At 63.1% G+C, this 16,124-nt stretch carries 16 protein-coding genes; 9 read left to right on the top strand and 7 right to left on the bottom strand.

All coding sequences use genetic code 11. The features are described from left to right. The first annotated feature begins 149 nt into the window (after positions 1 to 149). The 4 genes from gcl to lysM all read left to right on the top strand — a co-directional run bounded on the left by gcl (position 150) and on the right by lysM (position 4,531). Entirely contained in the window at positions 150 to 1,925 is a 1,776-nt protein-coding gene (gene gcl, locus NCS02_RS06955; protein WP_175980101.1) for a glyoxylate carboligase, read from the top strand. 70 nt (positions 1,926 to 1,995) lie between these two features. Beyond that, the gene (gene hyi / locus NCS02_RS06950) at positions 1,996 to 2,796 is read left to right on the top strand and encodes a hydroxypyruvate isomerase (RefSeq protein ID WP_034473676.1); all 801 of its coding nucleotides are present in this window, start codon (positions 1,996 to 1,998) and stop codon (positions 2,794 to 2,796) included. Between the two features lie 27 nt (positions 2,797 to 2,823). After that, entirely contained in the window at positions 2,824 to 3,732 is a 909-nt protein-coding gene (locus tag NCS02_RS06945) for a 2-hydroxy-3-oxopropionate reductase (RefSeq protein WP_244808053.1), read from the top strand. 304 nt (positions 3,733 to 4,036) lie between these two features. Then, positions 4,037 to 4,531 (top strand): peptidoglycan-binding protein LysM, encoded by a 495-nt coding sequence (gene lysM / locus NCS02_RS06940; protein WP_244808052.1) that lies wholly within the window; start codon positions 4,037 to 4,039, stop codon positions 4,529 to 4,531. Positions 4,532 to 5,298: 767 nt separating this feature from the next. Here the strand turns inward: lysM and NCS02_RS06935 are convergent. The 6 genes from NCS02_RS06935 to NCS02_RS06910 all read right to left on the bottom strand — a co-directional run bounded on the left by NCS02_RS06935 (position 5,299) and on the right by NCS02_RS06910 (position 11,239). Continuing rightward, positions 5,299 to 6,300, bottom strand: a complete 1,002-nt coding sequence (locus NCS02_RS06935) for an asparaginase (RefSeq protein WP_280519320.1) — start codon at positions 6,298 to 6,300, stop codon at positions 5,299 to 5,301. 21 nt (positions 6,301 to 6,321) lie between these two features. Further along, a complete protein-coding gene (locus NCS02_RS06930) occupies positions 6,322 to 7,248 on the bottom strand; it encodes a CysB family HTH-type transcriptional regulator (RefSeq protein ID WP_008349894.1) in 927 nt (308 codons plus the stop codon). A 25-nt stretch (positions 7,249 to 7,273) separates the two neighbouring features. Beyond that, a complete protein-coding gene (locus NCS02_RS06925; protein WP_250522957.1) occupies positions 7,274 to 8,332 on the bottom strand; it encodes a sulfate/molybdate ABC transporter ATP-binding protein in 1,059 nt (352 codons plus the stop codon). A 16-nt stretch (positions 8,333 to 8,348) separates the two neighbouring features. Beyond that, the gene (gene cysW, locus NCS02_RS06920) at positions 8,349 to 9,245 is read right to left on the bottom strand and encodes a sulfate ABC transporter permease subunit CysW (protein WP_175980096.1); all 897 of its coding nucleotides are present in this window, start codon (positions 9,243 to 9,245) and stop codon (positions 8,349 to 8,351) included. Beyond that, the gene (gene cysT, locus NCS02_RS06915; protein ID WP_008349900.1) at positions 9,242 to 10,126 is read right to left on the bottom strand and encodes a sulfate ABC transporter permease subunit CysT; all 885 of its coding nucleotides are present in this window, start codon (positions 10,124 to 10,126) and stop codon (positions 9,242 to 9,244) included. Before cysT ends, cysW begins: the two co-directional genes overlap by 4 nt. 90 nt (positions 10,127 to 10,216) lie before the next feature. Continuing rightward, on the bottom strand, positions 10,217 to 11,239 hold the full coding sequence (locus NCS02_RS06910; protein ID WP_280519315.1) for a sulfate ABC transporter substrate-binding protein: 1,023 nt from the start codon (positions 11,237 to 11,239) through the stop codon (positions 10,217 to 10,219). Positions 11,240 to 11,497: 258 nt separating this feature from the next. On the opposite strand from NCS02_RS06910, the gene lexA reads away from it, so the two are divergent. From lexA to NCS02_RS06895, 3 genes are all read left to right on the top strand, one after another. Next, complete coding sequence (lexA, locus tag NCS02_RS06905; RefSeq protein ID WP_008349903.1) at positions 11,498 to 12,175, top strand: transcriptional repressor LexA; 678 nt, start codon at positions 11,498 to 11,500, stop codon at positions 12,173 to 12,175. Between the two features lie 197 nt (positions 12,176 to 12,372). Further along, positions 12,373 to 12,699, top strand: coding sequence for a hypothetical protein (locus tag NCS02_RS06900; RefSeq protein ID WP_008349906.1), 327 nt, complete (start codon positions 12,373 to 12,375; stop codon positions 12,697 to 12,699). A gap of 99 nt (positions 12,700 to 12,798) precedes the next feature. Continuing rightward, the gene (locus tag NCS02_RS06895; protein ID WP_250519441.1) at positions 12,799 to 13,398 is read left to right on the top strand and encodes a DUF2939 domain-containing protein; all 600 of its coding nucleotides are present in this window, start codon (positions 12,799 to 12,801) and stop codon (positions 13,396 to 13,398) included. A 35-nt stretch (positions 13,399 to 13,433) separates the two neighbouring features. On the opposite strand, the gene NCS02_RS06890 is transcribed toward NCS02_RS06895, so the two are convergent. Continuing rightward, entirely contained in the window at positions 13,434 to 13,943 is a 510-nt protein-coding gene (locus NCS02_RS06890; RefSeq protein WP_033535751.1) for a universal stress protein, read from the bottom strand. A 313-nt stretch (positions 13,944 to 14,256) separates the two neighbouring features. On the opposite strand from NCS02_RS06890, the gene nodI reads away from it, so the two are divergent. Both nodI and NCS02_RS06880 read left to right on the top strand, forming a co-directional pair. Beyond that, positions 14,257 to 15,219, top strand: a complete 963-nt coding sequence (nodI, locus tag NCS02_RS06885) for a nodulation factor ABC transporter ATP-binding protein NodI (RefSeq protein WP_008349912.1) — start codon at positions 14,257 to 14,259, stop codon at positions 15,217 to 15,219. Between the two features lie 4 nt (positions 15,220 to 15,223). Beyond that, on the top strand, positions 15,224 to 16,069 hold the full coding sequence (locus NCS02_RS06880) for an ABC transporter permease (protein WP_175980093.1): 846 nt from the start codon (positions 15,224 to 15,226) through the stop codon (positions 16,067 to 16,069). Positions 16,070 to 16,124: the final 55 nt, after the last annotated feature.

The raw sequence follows: 16,124 nt of genomic DNA, 5'->3' as shown, positions 1-16,124 counted from the left end.
CTCATCACTCGGGCATTCGATACTTTTTGTTTGGAAAAAAGCGACTGACGCTGATCTTATCAAACCTTTTTCACAGACTTAAAGTGCAACGGAACCCTGCTTGAATGCAGACAGCGATTTCGGATAGAGACCCCAGGAAGGAGACAACCATGCCCAAAATGAGAGCCGTCGACGCAGCCGTCCTCGTGCTGGAAAAGGAAGGAATCGATACCGCGTTCGGTGTGCCGGGCGCGGCCATCAACCCGTTTTACTCCGCGATGAAAAAGTCGGGCGGCATCAGCCACGTGCTGGCGCGTCACGTCGAAGGCGCATCGCACATGGCCGAAGGTTATACCCGCGCGGCGCCGGGCAACATCGGCGTGTGCATCGGCACGTCGGGCCCGGCGGGCACGGACATGATCACCGGCCTCTACTCCGCCCAGGCCGATTCGATTCCGATTCTCGCGATCACCGGCCAGGCGCCGCGCGCGCGTTTGTACAAGGAAGATTTCCAGGCCGTCGATATCGAATCGATCGCCAAGCCCGTCACGAAGTGGGCTGTCACCGTGCGCGAGCCGGCGCTCGTGCCGCGCGTGTTCCAGCAGGCTTTCCATCTGATGCGCTCGGGCCGTCCGGGTCCGGTGCTCGTCGATTTGCCGATCGACGTGCAGCTCGCCGAAATCGAATTCGACATCGACACGTACGAGCCGCTGCCGGTCTACAAGCCGAAAGCGACGCGCGCGCAGATCGAAAAAGCGCTGACGATGCTCAACGACGCCGAAAAGCCGTTGATCGTCTCGGGCGGCGGCGTGCTGAACGCGGCGGCGGAAGATCTGCTCGTGCAGTTCGCGGAAACGCTCGGCGTGCCGGTCATTCCGACGCTCATGTCGTGGGGCGCGATTCCCGACGATCATCCGCTGATGGCCGGCATGGTCGGCTTGCAGACGTCGCACCGCTACGGCAACGCGACGATGCTCGCCTCCGATTTCGTGCTCGGCATCGGCAATCGCTGGGCGAACCGCCACACGGGCAGCGTCGAGGTTTACACCAAGGGCCGTAAGTTCGTGCACGTGGATATCGAGCCGACGCAGATCGGCCGCGTGTTCGGACCGGATCTCGGCATCGTCTCGGATGCGAAGGCGGCGCTCGAACTGTTCGTCGAAGTGGCGAAGGAATGGAAGGCCGCGGGCAAGCTGAAGGACCGCGGCGCGTGGGTCGCGGACTGCCAGCAGCGCAAGCGCACGATGCAGCGCAAGACGCACTTCGACAATGTGCCGATGAAGCCGCAGCGCGTCTACGAAGAGATGAACCTCGCGTTCGACCGCGACACCTGCTTCGTCACGACGATCGGTCTGTCGCAGATCGCCGGCGCGCAGTTCCTGCACGTGTTCAAGGCGCGCAACTGGATCAACTGCGGCCAGGCCGGCCCGCTCGGCTGGACGATCCCGGCCGCGCTCGGCGTGCGTGCCGCGGACCCGCAACGCAAGATCGTCGCGCTCTCGGGCGACTACGATTTCCAGTTCATGATCGAAGAGCTCGCCGTCGGCGCGCAATTCAAGCTGCCGTACGTGCACGTCGTCGTGAACAACTCGTATCTCGGCCTGATCCGTCAGGCGCAGCGCGGCTTCGACATGGACTACTGCGTGCAGCTCGCGTTCGACAACATCAACGCACCTGAGCTCGAAGGCTATGGGGTCGATCACGTCGCGGTCGCCGAGGGTCTCGGCTGCAAGGCGCTGCGCGTGTTCAAGCCGGAAGACATCGCGGGCGCGCTGAAGCAGGCGCAAGCGTTGGCGGTGGAGCATCAGGTGCCGGTCGTCGTCGAGATGATTCTCGAACGCGTGACCAACATCGCGATGGGCACCGAGATCGACGCGATCAACGAGTTCGAAGAGCTCGCCGAAACGAAGGCAGATGCACCGACCGCCGTTACGCCGCTCGACTAAAGCATCGCCGCCGCGCGTTCATGCAGGAACGCGCGGCGTGCATCCACTGACCGACCATCAGGAAAGAACAATGCCGAAATTTGCCGCGAATTTGACCATGCTGTTCAACGAAGTCCCGTTTCTCGACCGCTTCGCCGCGGCCGCGAACGCGGGTTTCAAGGCGGTCGAGTTCCTGTTCCCCTATGCCTTCTCGATCAGCGACATCCAGACGCGCCTGAAGGACAACGACCTGCAGATCGTGCTGCACAACCTGCCTGCCGGCAACTGGGAAGCGGGCGAGCGCGGCATTGCGTGTCTGCCGGATCGTGTCGCGGAATTCCGCGACGGCGTGCCGCGCGCGATCGAATACGCGAAGGCGCTGAACGTGCCGCAACTGAACTGTCTCGTCGGGATTCCGACGGCGGGCGTATCGGCGGATCAGGCGCGCGCGACCATCGTCGAAAACTTGCGCTTCGCAGCGGAAGCGCTGAAGAAGGAAGGCATCCGCTTGCTCGTCGAGCCGTGCAACGCGTACGACATTCCGGGCTTCGCGCTGAATCGCTCGAAGGAAGGACTGGACGTGATCCAGGCCGTCGGCTCGGACAATCTGTTCTTGCAGTACGACATTTATCACATGCAGCGGATGGAAGGCGAACTCGCCGCGACGATCAGGAAGAACCTGCCGAAGATCGCGCATATCCAGCTCGCCGATAACCCCGGCCGCAACGAACCCGGCACGGGCGAGATCAACTACCCGTTCCTGTTCGGGCTGCTCGACGAGATCGGCTATCAAGGCTGGATCGGCTGCGAGTACAAGCCGCTCAACGGCACGGAAGCGGGCCTCGGCTGGCTGCAGAACATCGGCGGCGTGAAGCAGCACGCGACCGCTTAAACCAGACACATAGGAGGAGCTAGAAGTATGGCAACGATCGGTTTCATCGGCCTCGGCATCATGGGCGCGCACATGGCGCGCAATCTCATCAAGGGCGGCCACACGCTGGTCGTGAACGGCAAGTTTCCGGTGCCGGACGATATCCGCGCGCAGACGCAGGTCGTCGCGGACTCGACCGAAGTCGCACAGGCGAGCGAAATCGTCATCACGATGGTGCCCGACACGCCCGATGTCGCCGCCGTGCTGTTCGCCGATGACGGCGTCGCGAAGGGTCTCACGAAGGGCAAGCTCGTGATCGACATGAGCTCGATCGCCCCGCTCGAGACGCAGGAGTTCGCGAAGAAGATCAACGCGCTCGGCTGCGACTATCTCGACGCGCCGGTGTCCGGCGGCGAAGTCGGCGCACGCGAAGCGACGCTCACGATCATGGTCGGCGGCCCGGAGAAGTCGTTCAATATCGCGAAGCCGCTGTTCGAACTGATGGGCAAGAACATTTCGCTCATTGGCGACAACGGCGCGGGTCAGACTTGCAAGGTCGCGAATCAGATCATCGTCGCGCTGAACATCGAGGCGGTCGGCGAGGCGCTGCTCTTCGCGGCACGCTCGGGCGCCGACCCGGAGCGCGTGCGTAAAGCGCTGATGGGCGGCTTCGCGTCGTCGCGCATTCTCGAAGTGCACGGCGAGCGCATGACGAAGCGCACGTTCAATCCGGGCTTCCGTATCGAACTGCATCAGAAGGACCTAAACCTTGCGCTCGACGGCGCGCGCAAGATGGGCCTCGCCCTGCCCCACACCGCGAGTGCGCAGCAGCTTTTCAGCGTATGCGCGGCGAACGGCGGCAAGGCGTGGGATCACTCGGCGCTTGTGCGTGCGCTCGAAATCATGTCGAACTTCCAGGTGGCCGACGAGCCGCAGCAGGCCAAAGCCGCTGCGTGATTCGCGTCACCTGAACCGTGGGGCGTCCCGCGTATGGGCACGCGGGACAAATGCCGCTCTGGGCTGAGGGCGGCAAAGTGGGGTCCGAGAAGCGGCACCCGGCGGTGCGCCGGGTAAGCCTTGGTCGGTCAGACGGTTTGTCGTCGGGTGTCCGCGTCGGATTGTTGCAAACTGCGTCCTAACGCCGATGCATAGGCGGTGCTACAAATCCTTTTGTTGAAACTCAGAACTATCCGGTGGTCATCGCGACTAATCTGCCTAGACTTCGCGGGCCGTAACACCACCGTCAACCAAGGAGTGAACAATGGGAATCCTCAGCTTTATCAAGGAAGCAGGCGAGAAACTCTTCGGCGCAGCCACGCCGAGCGCGCAGGCGGCGCCCGCTGCGGCACCCGTGGATGTCGCCGCGCTAAATCAGAAGGCAGGCGAAGCCATCGCGACGTACATTCGTTCGCAGGGTCTCAATGCGGACAATCTCGATGTGAAATACGACGGCGCTTCGCATACGGTGACCGTTTCGGGTCAGGCGCCGGATCAGGCCACGAAGGAAAAGATTCTCGTCGCCGCGGGCAATGTGCAGCATGTCGATAAGGTCGACGATAAGCTGACCGTGCCGAGTAGCGAGCCTGAATCGCAGTATTACACCGTCGTGTCGGGGGACAATCTTTGGAAGATCGCCGAGAAGTATTACGGCAATGGGTCCAAGAACGATGTGATCTTCGAAGCGAATAAGCCGATGTTGAAGAGTCCGGATAAGATCTATCCGGGGCAAGTGTTGCGGATTCCTGCTGTTAACTGATTGTTTCTGCTCTACTCGAGAACGCGGACTTCGGTTCGCGTTTTTGCTTTCTGCTGAGGTGGATCTTGGTTTGCCTGCGCTTCTCGGCAATCCTGTGATCGTGTCGGTCTATTAGCGTTGCCCCTGTGCGGGGCGGCACTCACTTTCTTTGCTGCTGCAAAGAAAGTAAGCAAAGAAAGCAGCTCCTGATACGCCCGCGGTCACACGCAATTTGGGTAGTCCTCTCGTCCATCGTGGGCTGCCTAAAGAGTGCCCTCAAACACCTAATCGGGCTTGGCTCGCGCACGGTCTGAACCATCGCACCACACAACAAACTGGTTCAGCACCAAATAGCTCCAGCCCGCTTCGCGGCCGACCGGTCAATCGGGAATGCGCGTGCTTCGCTACTAACGTCTTCATCTCGCCGCCTTTGCCGTACGTCGGTTTCCCTTGCATACCCGGCGGCAGCGCGTAGCGCTGTGCCGAAGCCATTTCGTGCTGAACCAGCGCCCTCGAACTTATTGGGCGGCAGACCGTGCGCGAGCCAAGCCCGATTAGGTGTTTGAGGGCACTCTTTAGGCGAGTGCCGCCTGGGACGAGAGAACTACCCAAATTGCGTGTGACCGCGGGCCTGAAAAGCTGCTTTCTTTGCTTACTTTCTTTGCAGCAGCAAAGAAAGTGAGTGCCGCCCCGCACAGGGGCAACGCTAATAGACCGACACGAATACAGGATTCCACGACCGACCGCCCGACCAACCGGCGGCCCGCCCGCCCAACACCCCAAACACCTCAATAAACATCAAAAACGCGCTGCACGTCCTGCACATTCGAAGCCACTGCAAGCATAAGCAGCACCCGCGCCTTATAAGGATTCAGCGTCCCCGCGCTGACCGTCCCGAGCGCATCATCGTTAGCGGCGCCGTTGCGCATCACATGTCCCGAACCCACGCGCGAAGCGCGCACCACGGCAACGCCCTGCTTCACCGCATCAGCGAGCGCCTGCGTGAGCACCGCATGCATCGAGCCATTGCCCGTGCCCGCGACGACGATACCCCTCACGCCCGCAGCAACAAGCGCATCGACCGTCACACGAGACACATCCGCGTAGCTCGCGACGATCTCGACCATCGGCCATCGATCGGCGACAGCGAACTCGCTCGCGACGGTATGCGCCCGCACGACCGTGCGCTGAAACTCGACGCGTCCGTCCTGCACGAACCCGAGCACACCGGTGTCAGGCGAGCGAAACGCATCGACGGCATAAGTGCTCGTCTTGGTGACATCGCGCGCGCTGTGAATCTGATTGTTGAAAGCGACGAGCACGCCCTTGCCCGCCGCATCGTTCGACGCCGCGACCGTCACCGCATTGAGCAAATTCAACGGACCATCGGCGGAAAGCGCGGTCGATGGGCGCATCGCCGCCGTCAGCACGACGGGCTTCGCGCTCTTCACCGTGAGATGCAGCAGATACGCGGTTTCTTCGAGCGTATCGGTGCCGTGCGTGACGACGACGCCATCGATATCGTCCTGCGCAAGCAGCTCATCGATACGCCGCGCGAGTTGCGTCCACAGCGCGGCGCTCATGTCCTTGCTGTCGATGCTCGCGATCTGTTCCGCGTGGATTCGCGCGATCGAGCCGAGCGCGGGCACGGCGTCGAGCAGCTTGTCGACGCCGACGACGCCCGCCTTGTAGCCCGCGGTCTTGGAGGAATCGCCGGCCTGACCGGCAATCGTGCCGCCCGTGGCAAGCACGGCGACACGAGGAAGCGAGGAAGTATTCATGCCGGCGATTGTAAAACAGCCGGCACGACTCTAAGCGGCTTCGCGAAGCTGCGCGGCGATCTGCGCTTCATCGAGTTGCGGCGCGAACATTTCGATCAGCCGATACGCATACGCGCGCAAGAACGCGCCCTTTCGCAAGCCGACACGCGTCGTGCTCGCCTCGAACAGATGCTGCGTATCGAGCGCGACGAGCTCGGTGTCGCGCTTCGCGTCATACGCCATCGCCGCGACGATGCCGATGCCCATGCCCAGTTCGACATACGTCTTGATGACGTCGGCATCGATTGCGGTCAGCACGATATCGGGCATCGCGCCCGCGCTCGCGAACGCCTGATCGACGTGCGAACGCCCGGTGAAATCGTTGTCGTACGTGACGATCGGATATTCGGCGATCTGCTCGAGCGTGATGTTCTCGCGCCCGACGAGCGGATGATCCTTCGGCACAACGACCGTGTGATGCCACGAATAGCACGCAAACGTGACGATGTCCGGATAACGGTCGAGCGCTTCGGTCGAGATGCCGATATCCGCTTCGCCGTTGATGATCATCTGCGCGATCTGCTGCGGGCTGCCCTGACGCAGCGCGAGATGCACCTTCGGAAACACCTCGGTGAACTGGCGGATGACCTTCGGCAACGCGTAACGCGCCTGCGTGTGCGTCGTCGCGACGACGAGATGGCCGTTGTCCTGATCCGCGAACTGGCGCGCGACGCGCCGCAGATTCTCGGCATCGAGCAGCATGCGCTCGATCAGCTGATGCACTTCCTTGCCCGGCTCGGTCAGTCCCGTCAGACGCTTGCCGCGGCGGATGAAGATATCGACGCCGAGTTCGTCCTCGAGATCCTTGATCTGCTTCGACACGCCCGACTGCGACGTGTAAAGGACGTTGGCGACCTCCGTCAGATTCATGTTCTGACGCACGGCCTCGCGCACGAAGCGCAACTGCTGGAAGTTCATGTCAGCCTCTTTGATTTTTATGATGTCACTGCGCGGGAAACACTCGCAACGCGCGTGGAACGGCGGTCACGTCATCGCCGATATCGAGCCTGAGCGCGCGCCACGCCTCGCGATCCAGTTCTGCCTCGATCACGCCGCCCGTGTTGCCTTCGAGCTCGACGCGCACCGAGCCGCCCAGCGTCACGACGCGCCGCACGCCCACCACGATGCCGTCGCGATGCGTGCCGTCGGCGGGATACAGCGCGAGATCATGCGGACGCACGTACGCGAGCGCCCGCCCGCTGAAATGCGCCTGAGCCGCGATCGGGCTCGCGGCGCCATCGGCGATGAAGCCGTTCGCGTTCACTTCGCCCTGCAGCCGGTTCGCGGCGCCGAGAAACTCGTAGACGAAGGACGTCTGCGGATGATCGTACACGTCTTGCGGACTGCCCACCTGCTCCACGCGGCCATGATTCATCACGACGATGCGATCCGCCACTTCGAGCGCCTCTTCCTGGTCGTGCGTGACGAAGAGCGTCGAGATATGCAGATCGTCGTGCAGCCGGCGCAGCCAGCTGCGCAGTTCCTTGCGCACTTTGGCGTCGAGCGCGCCGAACGGCTCGTCGAGCAGCAGCACTTTCGGCTCGACGGCAAGCGCCCGCGCCAGCGCAATACGCTGCCGCTGTCCGCCTGACAGTTCCGACGGAAAACGCTCCGCGAGCCAGTCGAGTTGCACGAGCTTCAGCAGCTCATGCACTTTCTCGCGAATTTTCGCTTCGCTCGGACGCTCGCGGCGCGGCTTCACGCGCAAGCCGAACGCGACGTTCTCGAACACGGTCATGTGCCGGAACAGCGCGTAATGCTGGAACACGAAGCCGACCTGACGCTCGCGCGCGCCGACCGCCGCGACGTCTTCGCCGTGCAGCACGACCTGTCCCGCATCGGCGAATTCGAGGCCCGCGATCACGCGCAAGAGCGTGGTCTTGCCACAGCCCGAAGGCCCGAGCAGCGCGACCAGTTCGCCCGCCGGAAAGTCGAGCGACACGTTGTCGAGCGCGGTGAAATCGCCGAAGCGTTTTTGCAGATTGCGAACGATGATGCTCATGATGTTTATCGGCCTCTCAATTCTGTGCGGTGGCTTTTGCGGCGGTCAATGCTTGCGTCATGCGGCGCTCCGCGAGGAGTTTCAGCGCGAGCGTCACGAGCGCGAGCAGCGCCAGCAGCGACGCCACCGCGAACGCAGCCGAGAAGTTGTATTCGTTGTAGAGAATTTCGACGTGCAGCGGCATCGTGTCCGTCTGCCCGCGGATGTGCCCGGACACCACCGACACCGCGCCGAACTCGCCCATCGCGCGCGCGTTGCAGAGAATCACGCCGTAGAGCAGGCCCCACTTCACGTTGGGCAGCGTCACGCGCCGGAAGATCTGCCATCCCGATGCGCCGAGCACGTGCGCCGCTTCCTCTTCGTCGTTGCCTTGCGCCTGCATCAGCGGAATGAGTTCGCGCGCGACGAACGGAAACGTGACGAAGATCGTCGCGAGCACGATGCCCGGCACCGCGAAGATGATCTGCACGTCGTGCGCGGCGAGCCACGGGCCGAACCATCCTTGCGCGCCGAACATCAGCACATAGACGAGACCCGAGATGACCGGCGACACCGAGAACGGCAAGTCGATGAGCGTCGTCAGGAGCGCCTTGCCGCGAAACTCGAACTTCGCGATCGCCCACGACGCCGCCAGTCCGAAGACGACATTCAGCGGCACGGCGATCGCGGCGGTGATCAGCGTGAGCTTGATCGCGGACCACGCGTCGGGATCCTTCAGCGACTCGAAGTAATAGTCGATGCCCTTGGCGAACGCCTGCACGAACACCGCGACGAGCGGCACGACGAGAAAGAACGCGAGAAACGCGAGTGCGATACCGGTCAGGAGCCATCGCACGGCGCGCGGCTCGGTGACGGGATTGAGGCCGTGCGCGTCGCGCTGTGTCGTCGTCTGCAATGGAAGCACCTCGCTCATGCCGTTTCTCCCGCTGCCAGGGAGACGTTGACCGGCGCCGCGCCCGTCTTGCTCGTGCGGCGCTGCAGCCACCATTGCAGCGTGTTGATCAACAGAAGCATCAGGAAGGACACGCACAGCATCACGACGGCGAGCGCGGTCGCGCCGGCATAGTCGTACTGTTCGAGCTTCGTGATGATGAGCAGCGACGTGATCTCCGACTTCATCGGCACGTTGCCCGCGATGAAAATCACCGAGCCGTATTCGCCCAACGCGCGCGCGAACGCGAGTGCGAAGCCCGTCAGCAGCGCCGGAAAGAGCGACGGCAGCACGACGCGCCGGAACGTGAGCCAGCGCGTCGCGCCGAGGCACGCGGCGGCTTCTTCCTGCTCGCGCTCGAAGTCTTCGAGCACGGGCTGCACGGTACGCACGACGAACGGCAGGCCGATGAACGTCAGCGCGACGAGCACGCCGAGCGGCGTGAACGCGACCTTGATGCCGAGCGGCGCGAGATATTGCCCGATCCAGCCATTGCCCGCGTAGACCGCGGCGAGCGAAATGCCGGCGACCGACGTCGGCAGCGCGAACGGCAGATCGACCATCGCATCGACGATGCGCTTGAACGGGAACGTGTAGCGCACGAGCACCCACGCGACGAGAAAACCGAACACCGCGTTGATGAGCGCGCCGCCGAGCGCCGCACCGAACGTCAGCCGATACGATGCGAGCACGCGCGGCGACGTCACCGCGCGCACGAACTGCGCCCAGTCGAGCGTCGCCGTCTTAGCGAAGGTGGCGGCAAGCGGAATCAGCACCACGAGGCTCAGATAAGCCACCGTGATGCCGAGTGTCAGGCCGAAACCGGGTAGCGCGCTCGGTTTCCTGAATGTGAGAGTCGTCATCCTTGAATCATCCTTTTTGCGCGCGGGGTGGGCGCGCGTTGCTGCTTCGGGCGCGCGGCGTCTTGAACGCGCCGCGTCGCCGGTTGACGCTTATTGCGGCTGATAGATCGAATCGAACACGCCGCCATCCGCGAAATGCGTCTTCTGCGCCTTGGTCCAGCCGCCGAAGGTGTCGTCGATGGTATAGAGCTTCAGCTTCGGAAACTGCTTCGTCAGATCGGCGGGCACCTTGTCCGAACGCGGCCGATAGAAATTGCGCGCGGCGATCTGCTGCCCTTCGTCGCTATACAGATACTTGAGATACGCTTCGGCGAGCTTGCGCGTGCCGTGTTTGTCGACGACCTTGTCGACCACCGCGACCGGCGGCTCCGCCAGAATGCTCACGGACGGCACCACGATCTCGAACTTGTCCGGACCGAATTCCTTCAGGGACAGGAACGCCTCGTTTTCCCACGCGATGAGCACGTCGCCCTGACCGCGCTGCACGAAGCTCGTCGTCGCGCCGCGCGCGCCGGAATCCAGCACGCCGGCGTTCTTGTAGAGCTTCGTCACGAACTCCTTGGCGGTCTGCTCGTTGCCGCCCGGCTTGTGCTGCGCGTACGCCCACGCCGCGAGGTAGTTCCAGCGCGCGCCGCCCGATGTCTTCGGATTCGGCGTGACGATCGACACGCCCGGCTTCGTCAGATCGTCCCAGTCCTTGATGTGCTTCGGATTGCCCTTGCGCACGAGAAACACGATCGTCGACGTGTACGGCGATGCGTTGTCCGGCAGGCGCTTCTGCCAGTCCGCGCCGACGAGTCCCTTGCCCGCGAGCGCGTCGATGTCATAAGCGAGTGCGAGCGTAACGACGTCCGCCTGCAGTCCGTCGATGACCGCGCGCGCCTGGCCGCCCGACCCGCCATGCGACTGCTTGAAGGTTACGGTCTCGCCCGTCTCCGCCTTCCACTTTTTCGCGAAAGCCTGATTGAAGTCCTGATACAGCTCGCGAGTCGGGTCGTAGGAAACGTTCAGAAACGACGTATCCGCCTGCGCCGGCGCCGTCATGATCAAACCCGCCGCGCCGAGCGTCGCCGCAGCAAGAAGCCGTCGCAATCCCGTGTTGATGCTTTGCATTCCCCGTTCTCCGTCTTATCGAATTGACGGAATCAGTCTAACGAGGCCTCTATATGATTGAAAATAATCGTTATTCACTTTTTTATACGTAAAACTGCTAAGAACGATATTCCTGGATGGAAGAAGCGCCGGCGGGCGCGATCCGACGGTGCGGAGGCTTCGTGGCCGCGAACTTAAAGTAAAGCTTGAAAAGCGCCAAATACTGTATAAAAATACAGTCACCTGTCCATTCATACAGTGCATCAGGGGCTCGAGCCAGTGACCAAAACATCAAAACTTACCGCGCGGCAGCAGCAGGTGTTCGAACTCATCCAGCGCGCGATCGACCGCACGGGCTTTCCGCCCACGCGCGCCGAGATCGCGGCGGAGCTCGGCTTCAGTTCGGCCAATTCCGCCGAGGAGCACCTCAGGGCGCTGGCCCGCAAGGGCGTCATCGAGCTGGCGGCGGGTTCGTCGCGCGGCATCCGGCTGCTCGGCGATGCATCTCGCATCGATCGGTCCGAGGAGCTGCCGCATCAGTTCACGCTGCCGCATCAGAGCATCATGCAATTGTCTCTGCCGCTCGTCGGCCGGGTCGCGGCGGGGAGTCCTATCCTCGCGCAAGAGCACATCTCGCAGCACTATGCGTGCGACCCCGCGCTCTTCTCCAGCAAGCCGGACTATCTGTTGAAGGTGCGCGGCCTCTCGATGCGCGACGCAGGCATTCTCGACGGCGATCTTCTCGCCGTGCAAAAGCGCAACGAAGCGAAAGACGGACAGATCGTCGTCGCGCGTCTTGGCGACGACGTCACGGTCAAGCGCTGGAAACGGCGCGCGGACGGCGTCGAACTCATCGCCGAAAACCCCGAGTATGAAAACATCTTCGTGCGCGCCGGCAGCGGCGATTTCGCGCTTGAAGGCATTGCCGTCGGGCTGATCCGCTCCGGCGAATTCTGATGTTGGCCCGCGAACGGGCAAGGCACGAAAGTCGAAGCACATTACTTTCGCACCGAGACACGAAATGTCTCATTGACATCGCAAGATAGCCTCACCAACCGCTTTCGACACCTGATTCAGGCGTCTCACAACACAACAAGCATGACGGCCACCGCGCGCGGTGCGCCGCGGTGCGTCCTATCGTCTGGAGAGTCATCATGGAACGTTTTGCCCGTCTGCTGCCCTTCCGTCAATTCGGCCGCCTGCGCCATCTGCGCACGCTGATCGCCTGCGGCATGCCGCGCGCCGAAGCCACGCCCGATCTCTTCAACGAAATGCCCGCGTTGCCGTCCCGTCAGCCGGCCTTCGCTCGCGTTTCCCTCAACAGCACGGTGCACGCCGAGGCCGAGCAGCGCGCGCCAGTGCGCGTGTATCGCGGGCAATCGCGCGTGATTCTGGTGGGCAAGATCGACGAGGTTTCGCGCATGATCGACCGCTGCATCGCCGAGGAAAATGCCGGGCTGGCCGGCGGAATCCTCGCCTGAATGGAACGCCATCGCACGCACGACGTGAATTCACGGGATTTAACCGGCGCCCGCGCGGTCAATCCGTAATTCACGTTTTGCAAGAGGCTTGGCCCAAGCATGTCCCGCACTACCCGTTCTATTGTCGTTACGCTCGTCGTCCTGGTTATCGTCGCGGCGCTCGGTTTCGTTTACGCATCGCCTTACATCGCACTCGATCGCGTGAAGCGCGCGGCCGATGCCCGCGATGCGCAAACCGTCAACGAATACGTCGATTTTCCGGCGCTGCGCGCGAGCCTCAAGGACCAGATCGCGGCGCTGCTCACGCGTCGCGTGGATATTCAAAAGAGCGGGAATCCGCTCGCGATCATCGGTGCGATGATCGGCGCGGCGCTCGTCGGTCCGCTGGTGGATTCGTATGCCACACCGGACGGCGTCGCGGCGATTCTGAACGGCATCCCGCCGCGCGGCGATCCGGGCGAGCGTCCGCCGCAAGCTGGCGACGGCGCACCAGCGAATGGGGGGAATGGGCCCGCGTCCGGCGTCACGACCGCACGGCAGCCGCCGAAAGAGCCACCGCAGACGACGGCGGGTTATCGAAGCCTGAACACGTTCGTCGTCACGTATCAACACGGCGCCGGCGATGCGCGATACTCCGCGATCTTCCACCGCAACGGGCTCGTGTCGTGGAAGCTCGTCGCGGTCGATCTCAACGGTTGACGCGTCAAGCGTCGCGGCTCACGCTTCGCACCGCATCACGCCCCGGCTTCGGCCTTGACGGGCTTCGCCGCGTACGCCGCTTCGTCTTCCGCTTCGGCCGATTCACCGGCCTGACAGACGGCAACCAGGATGCTGCACTTCACGCGATCCAGCAGCGGCGTGTTGCCCGCGCCCATCCACCAGCGCGCGAGGCCGCTGCGGCAGCGATGCCCGACGACGACGAGATCGACCTGAAGGCTGTCGGCGAGCGCCGCGATTTCGTCGATCGGATGGCCGAACGCGAAATGTCCCTGTGCCTGAAGGCCACGCTCGCGCAGCCATTCGACGCCCTCTTGCAGGATGTCGCGCGCGGCCTCTTCGAAGCGTCCGCAGGCCATGTCGGTTAGCAGTCCGGCGCTCTGCGCGATGCTCGAGCGCATATCCACCACCGCGAGCACATGCGTCTCCGCATTCAGGTCGAGCGCGAGATTGGCGCCCTGACGCAGTGCCTTGCGGCCTTCTCTGGAGCCGTCGTAGCACAGCAGGATTTTTCGGTAGCTCTCCATCTTGACCTCCCTGGCCAACGTGCCGTTGAGCGCGGCTTGCCCGCGGCGTTGATTCATCATCGTGCGTCGTCCCATGGGAGACAACGCTGGAAAACGCTTACCGGCGCGAACACGCTAGCTCGCACCGTGCCAGAACCACAAAAACGTCGACGGACAAGCCTCTGGCACTTTCGGCCGGAACCGGTTCGACGCGCCCCGCACGGGTTTGACACGCCCGCGCAGCATGCGGTTGCACGCCAAGCGCCGCCTTGGTGCAATGGATTACACTAGCCCGCTGGATTTCCCTCATCCGGCTTTCCCTGCGCACAGATGCATGACTGATCAATCTTTGCAACAAAGCGCTACACGCGACGCCGATGGAAACCGCGCACCCGCCATCGAATTCAGCGAAGTAAGGAAGCACTACGGCGAGCGCACGGTCGTCGACGGCCTGTCGTTCGATGTGCGGCCCGGCGAATGCTTCGGACTGCTCGGACCGAACGGCGCGGGCAAGACGACGACGCTCAAGATGCTGCTCGGCATCACTTCGCCCGATAGCGGCGCGATCCGTCTCGTCGGCGAGCCGGTGCCCGCGCGCGCCCGATTCGCCCGCGAGCGCGTGGGCGTCGTACCGCAGTTCGACAATCTCGATCCCGATTTCACTGTCCGCGAAAATCTGACGGTGTTCGGCCGCTACTTCGGCCTGACGGGCGCGCGCATGGATGCGCTCGTGCCGTCGCTCCTGGAGTTCGCGCGGCTGGAGAGCAAGGCCGATGCGCGCGTCGGCGAGTTGTCGGGCGGCATGAAGCGGCGTCTCACGCTCGCGCGCGCGCTCGTCAACGATCCCGATGTGCTCGTGATGGACGAACCGACCACCGGGCTCGATCCGCAAGCGCGGCATCTGATCTGGGAGCGTCTGCGCTCGCTGCTTGCGCGCGGCAAGACCATTCTGCTGACGACGCATTTCATGGAAGAAGCCGAGCGTCTCTGCGATCGCCTGTGCGTGATCGAGGAGGGCCGCAAGATCGCCGAAGGACGGCCGCGCGAGCTGATCGAATCGGTGATCGGCTCGGACGTGATCGAAATCTACGGACCCGATCCGCAAGCGCTCGCCGCCGAGCTTGCGCCGCTCGTCGCGCGCATGGAAGTGAGCGGCGAGACGCTCTTTTGCTACGTCGACGATCCGCAGCCCGTGCATGCGCGCGTGAAGGGCCGCGCGGACGTGCGCTATCTGCATCGTCCGGCGAATCTCGAAGATGTTTTCCTGCGTCTCACCGGACGTGAGATGGTGGACTGAGCCAATGGATACGCTCGAACGATCCCGCATCGACAAACAGCGCGAGCCGAAGCGCGCACAAAACCTCACGCCGCTTTCCAGCGCGTTGCCCGCGAACGCCACGCACTGGATGTCCGTGTGGCGGCGCAACTATCTCGTCTGGAAGAAACTCGCGATCGCCTCGATGATCGGCAATCTCGCCGATCCGATGATCTACCTCTTCGGCCTCGGCCTCGGTCTGGGCCTGATGGTCGGGCACGTCGACGGCGTGTCGTATATCGCGTTCCTCGCGGCGGGCACGGCGGCGTCGAGCGTGATGATGTCCGCGAGCTTCGAATCGATGTACTCGGGCTTCTCGCGCATGCACGTTCAGCGCACCTGGGAAGCGATCATGCACACGCCGCTCACGCTCGGCGATATCGTGCTTGGCGAGATCGTCTGGGCCGCGAGCAAGTCGGTGCTGTCGGGCGTGGCGATCATGATCGTCGCGGGCGCGCTCGGCTATGCGAGCTTTCCGTCGATGCTGATCGCGTTGCCGGTCATCGTGCTGACAGGACTCGCGTTCGCCAGCACGGCGATGGTCGTCACCGCGCTCGCGCCGAGCTACGACTTCTTCATGTTCTATCAGACGCTCGCGCTCACGCCGATGCTCCTGCTCTCCGGCGTCTTCTTTCCCATCGCGCAACTGCCCGCGATCGCGCAACACGTCACGCAGGTCTTGCCGCTGTATCACGCTGTGGAGCTGATCCGTCCGGCGATGCTCGGCCGCCCGTTCGACGGCTTCGCGCTGCATGCGCTCGTGCTCTGCGCGTATGCGGTCGTGCCGTTCTTCCTGTGCGCGTGGCTTTTCAGGCGGCGCATGATGAAATGAAAAACGGCGATGGACTTCGAAAGCCGATCGCCGTTTTGACATCGCCGAAAAGGAA

The organism is Caballeronia sp. NCF2 (assembly GCF_023631205.1).
In the GTDB taxonomy this organism is placed as follows: Bacteria; Pseudomonadota; Gammaproteobacteria; order Burkholderiales; family Burkholderiaceae; genus Caballeronia; species Caballeronia zhejiangensis.
The sequence above is the reverse complement of the archived record's forward strand: the minus strand, read 5'-3'. Positions and strand labels throughout refer to the sequence as shown.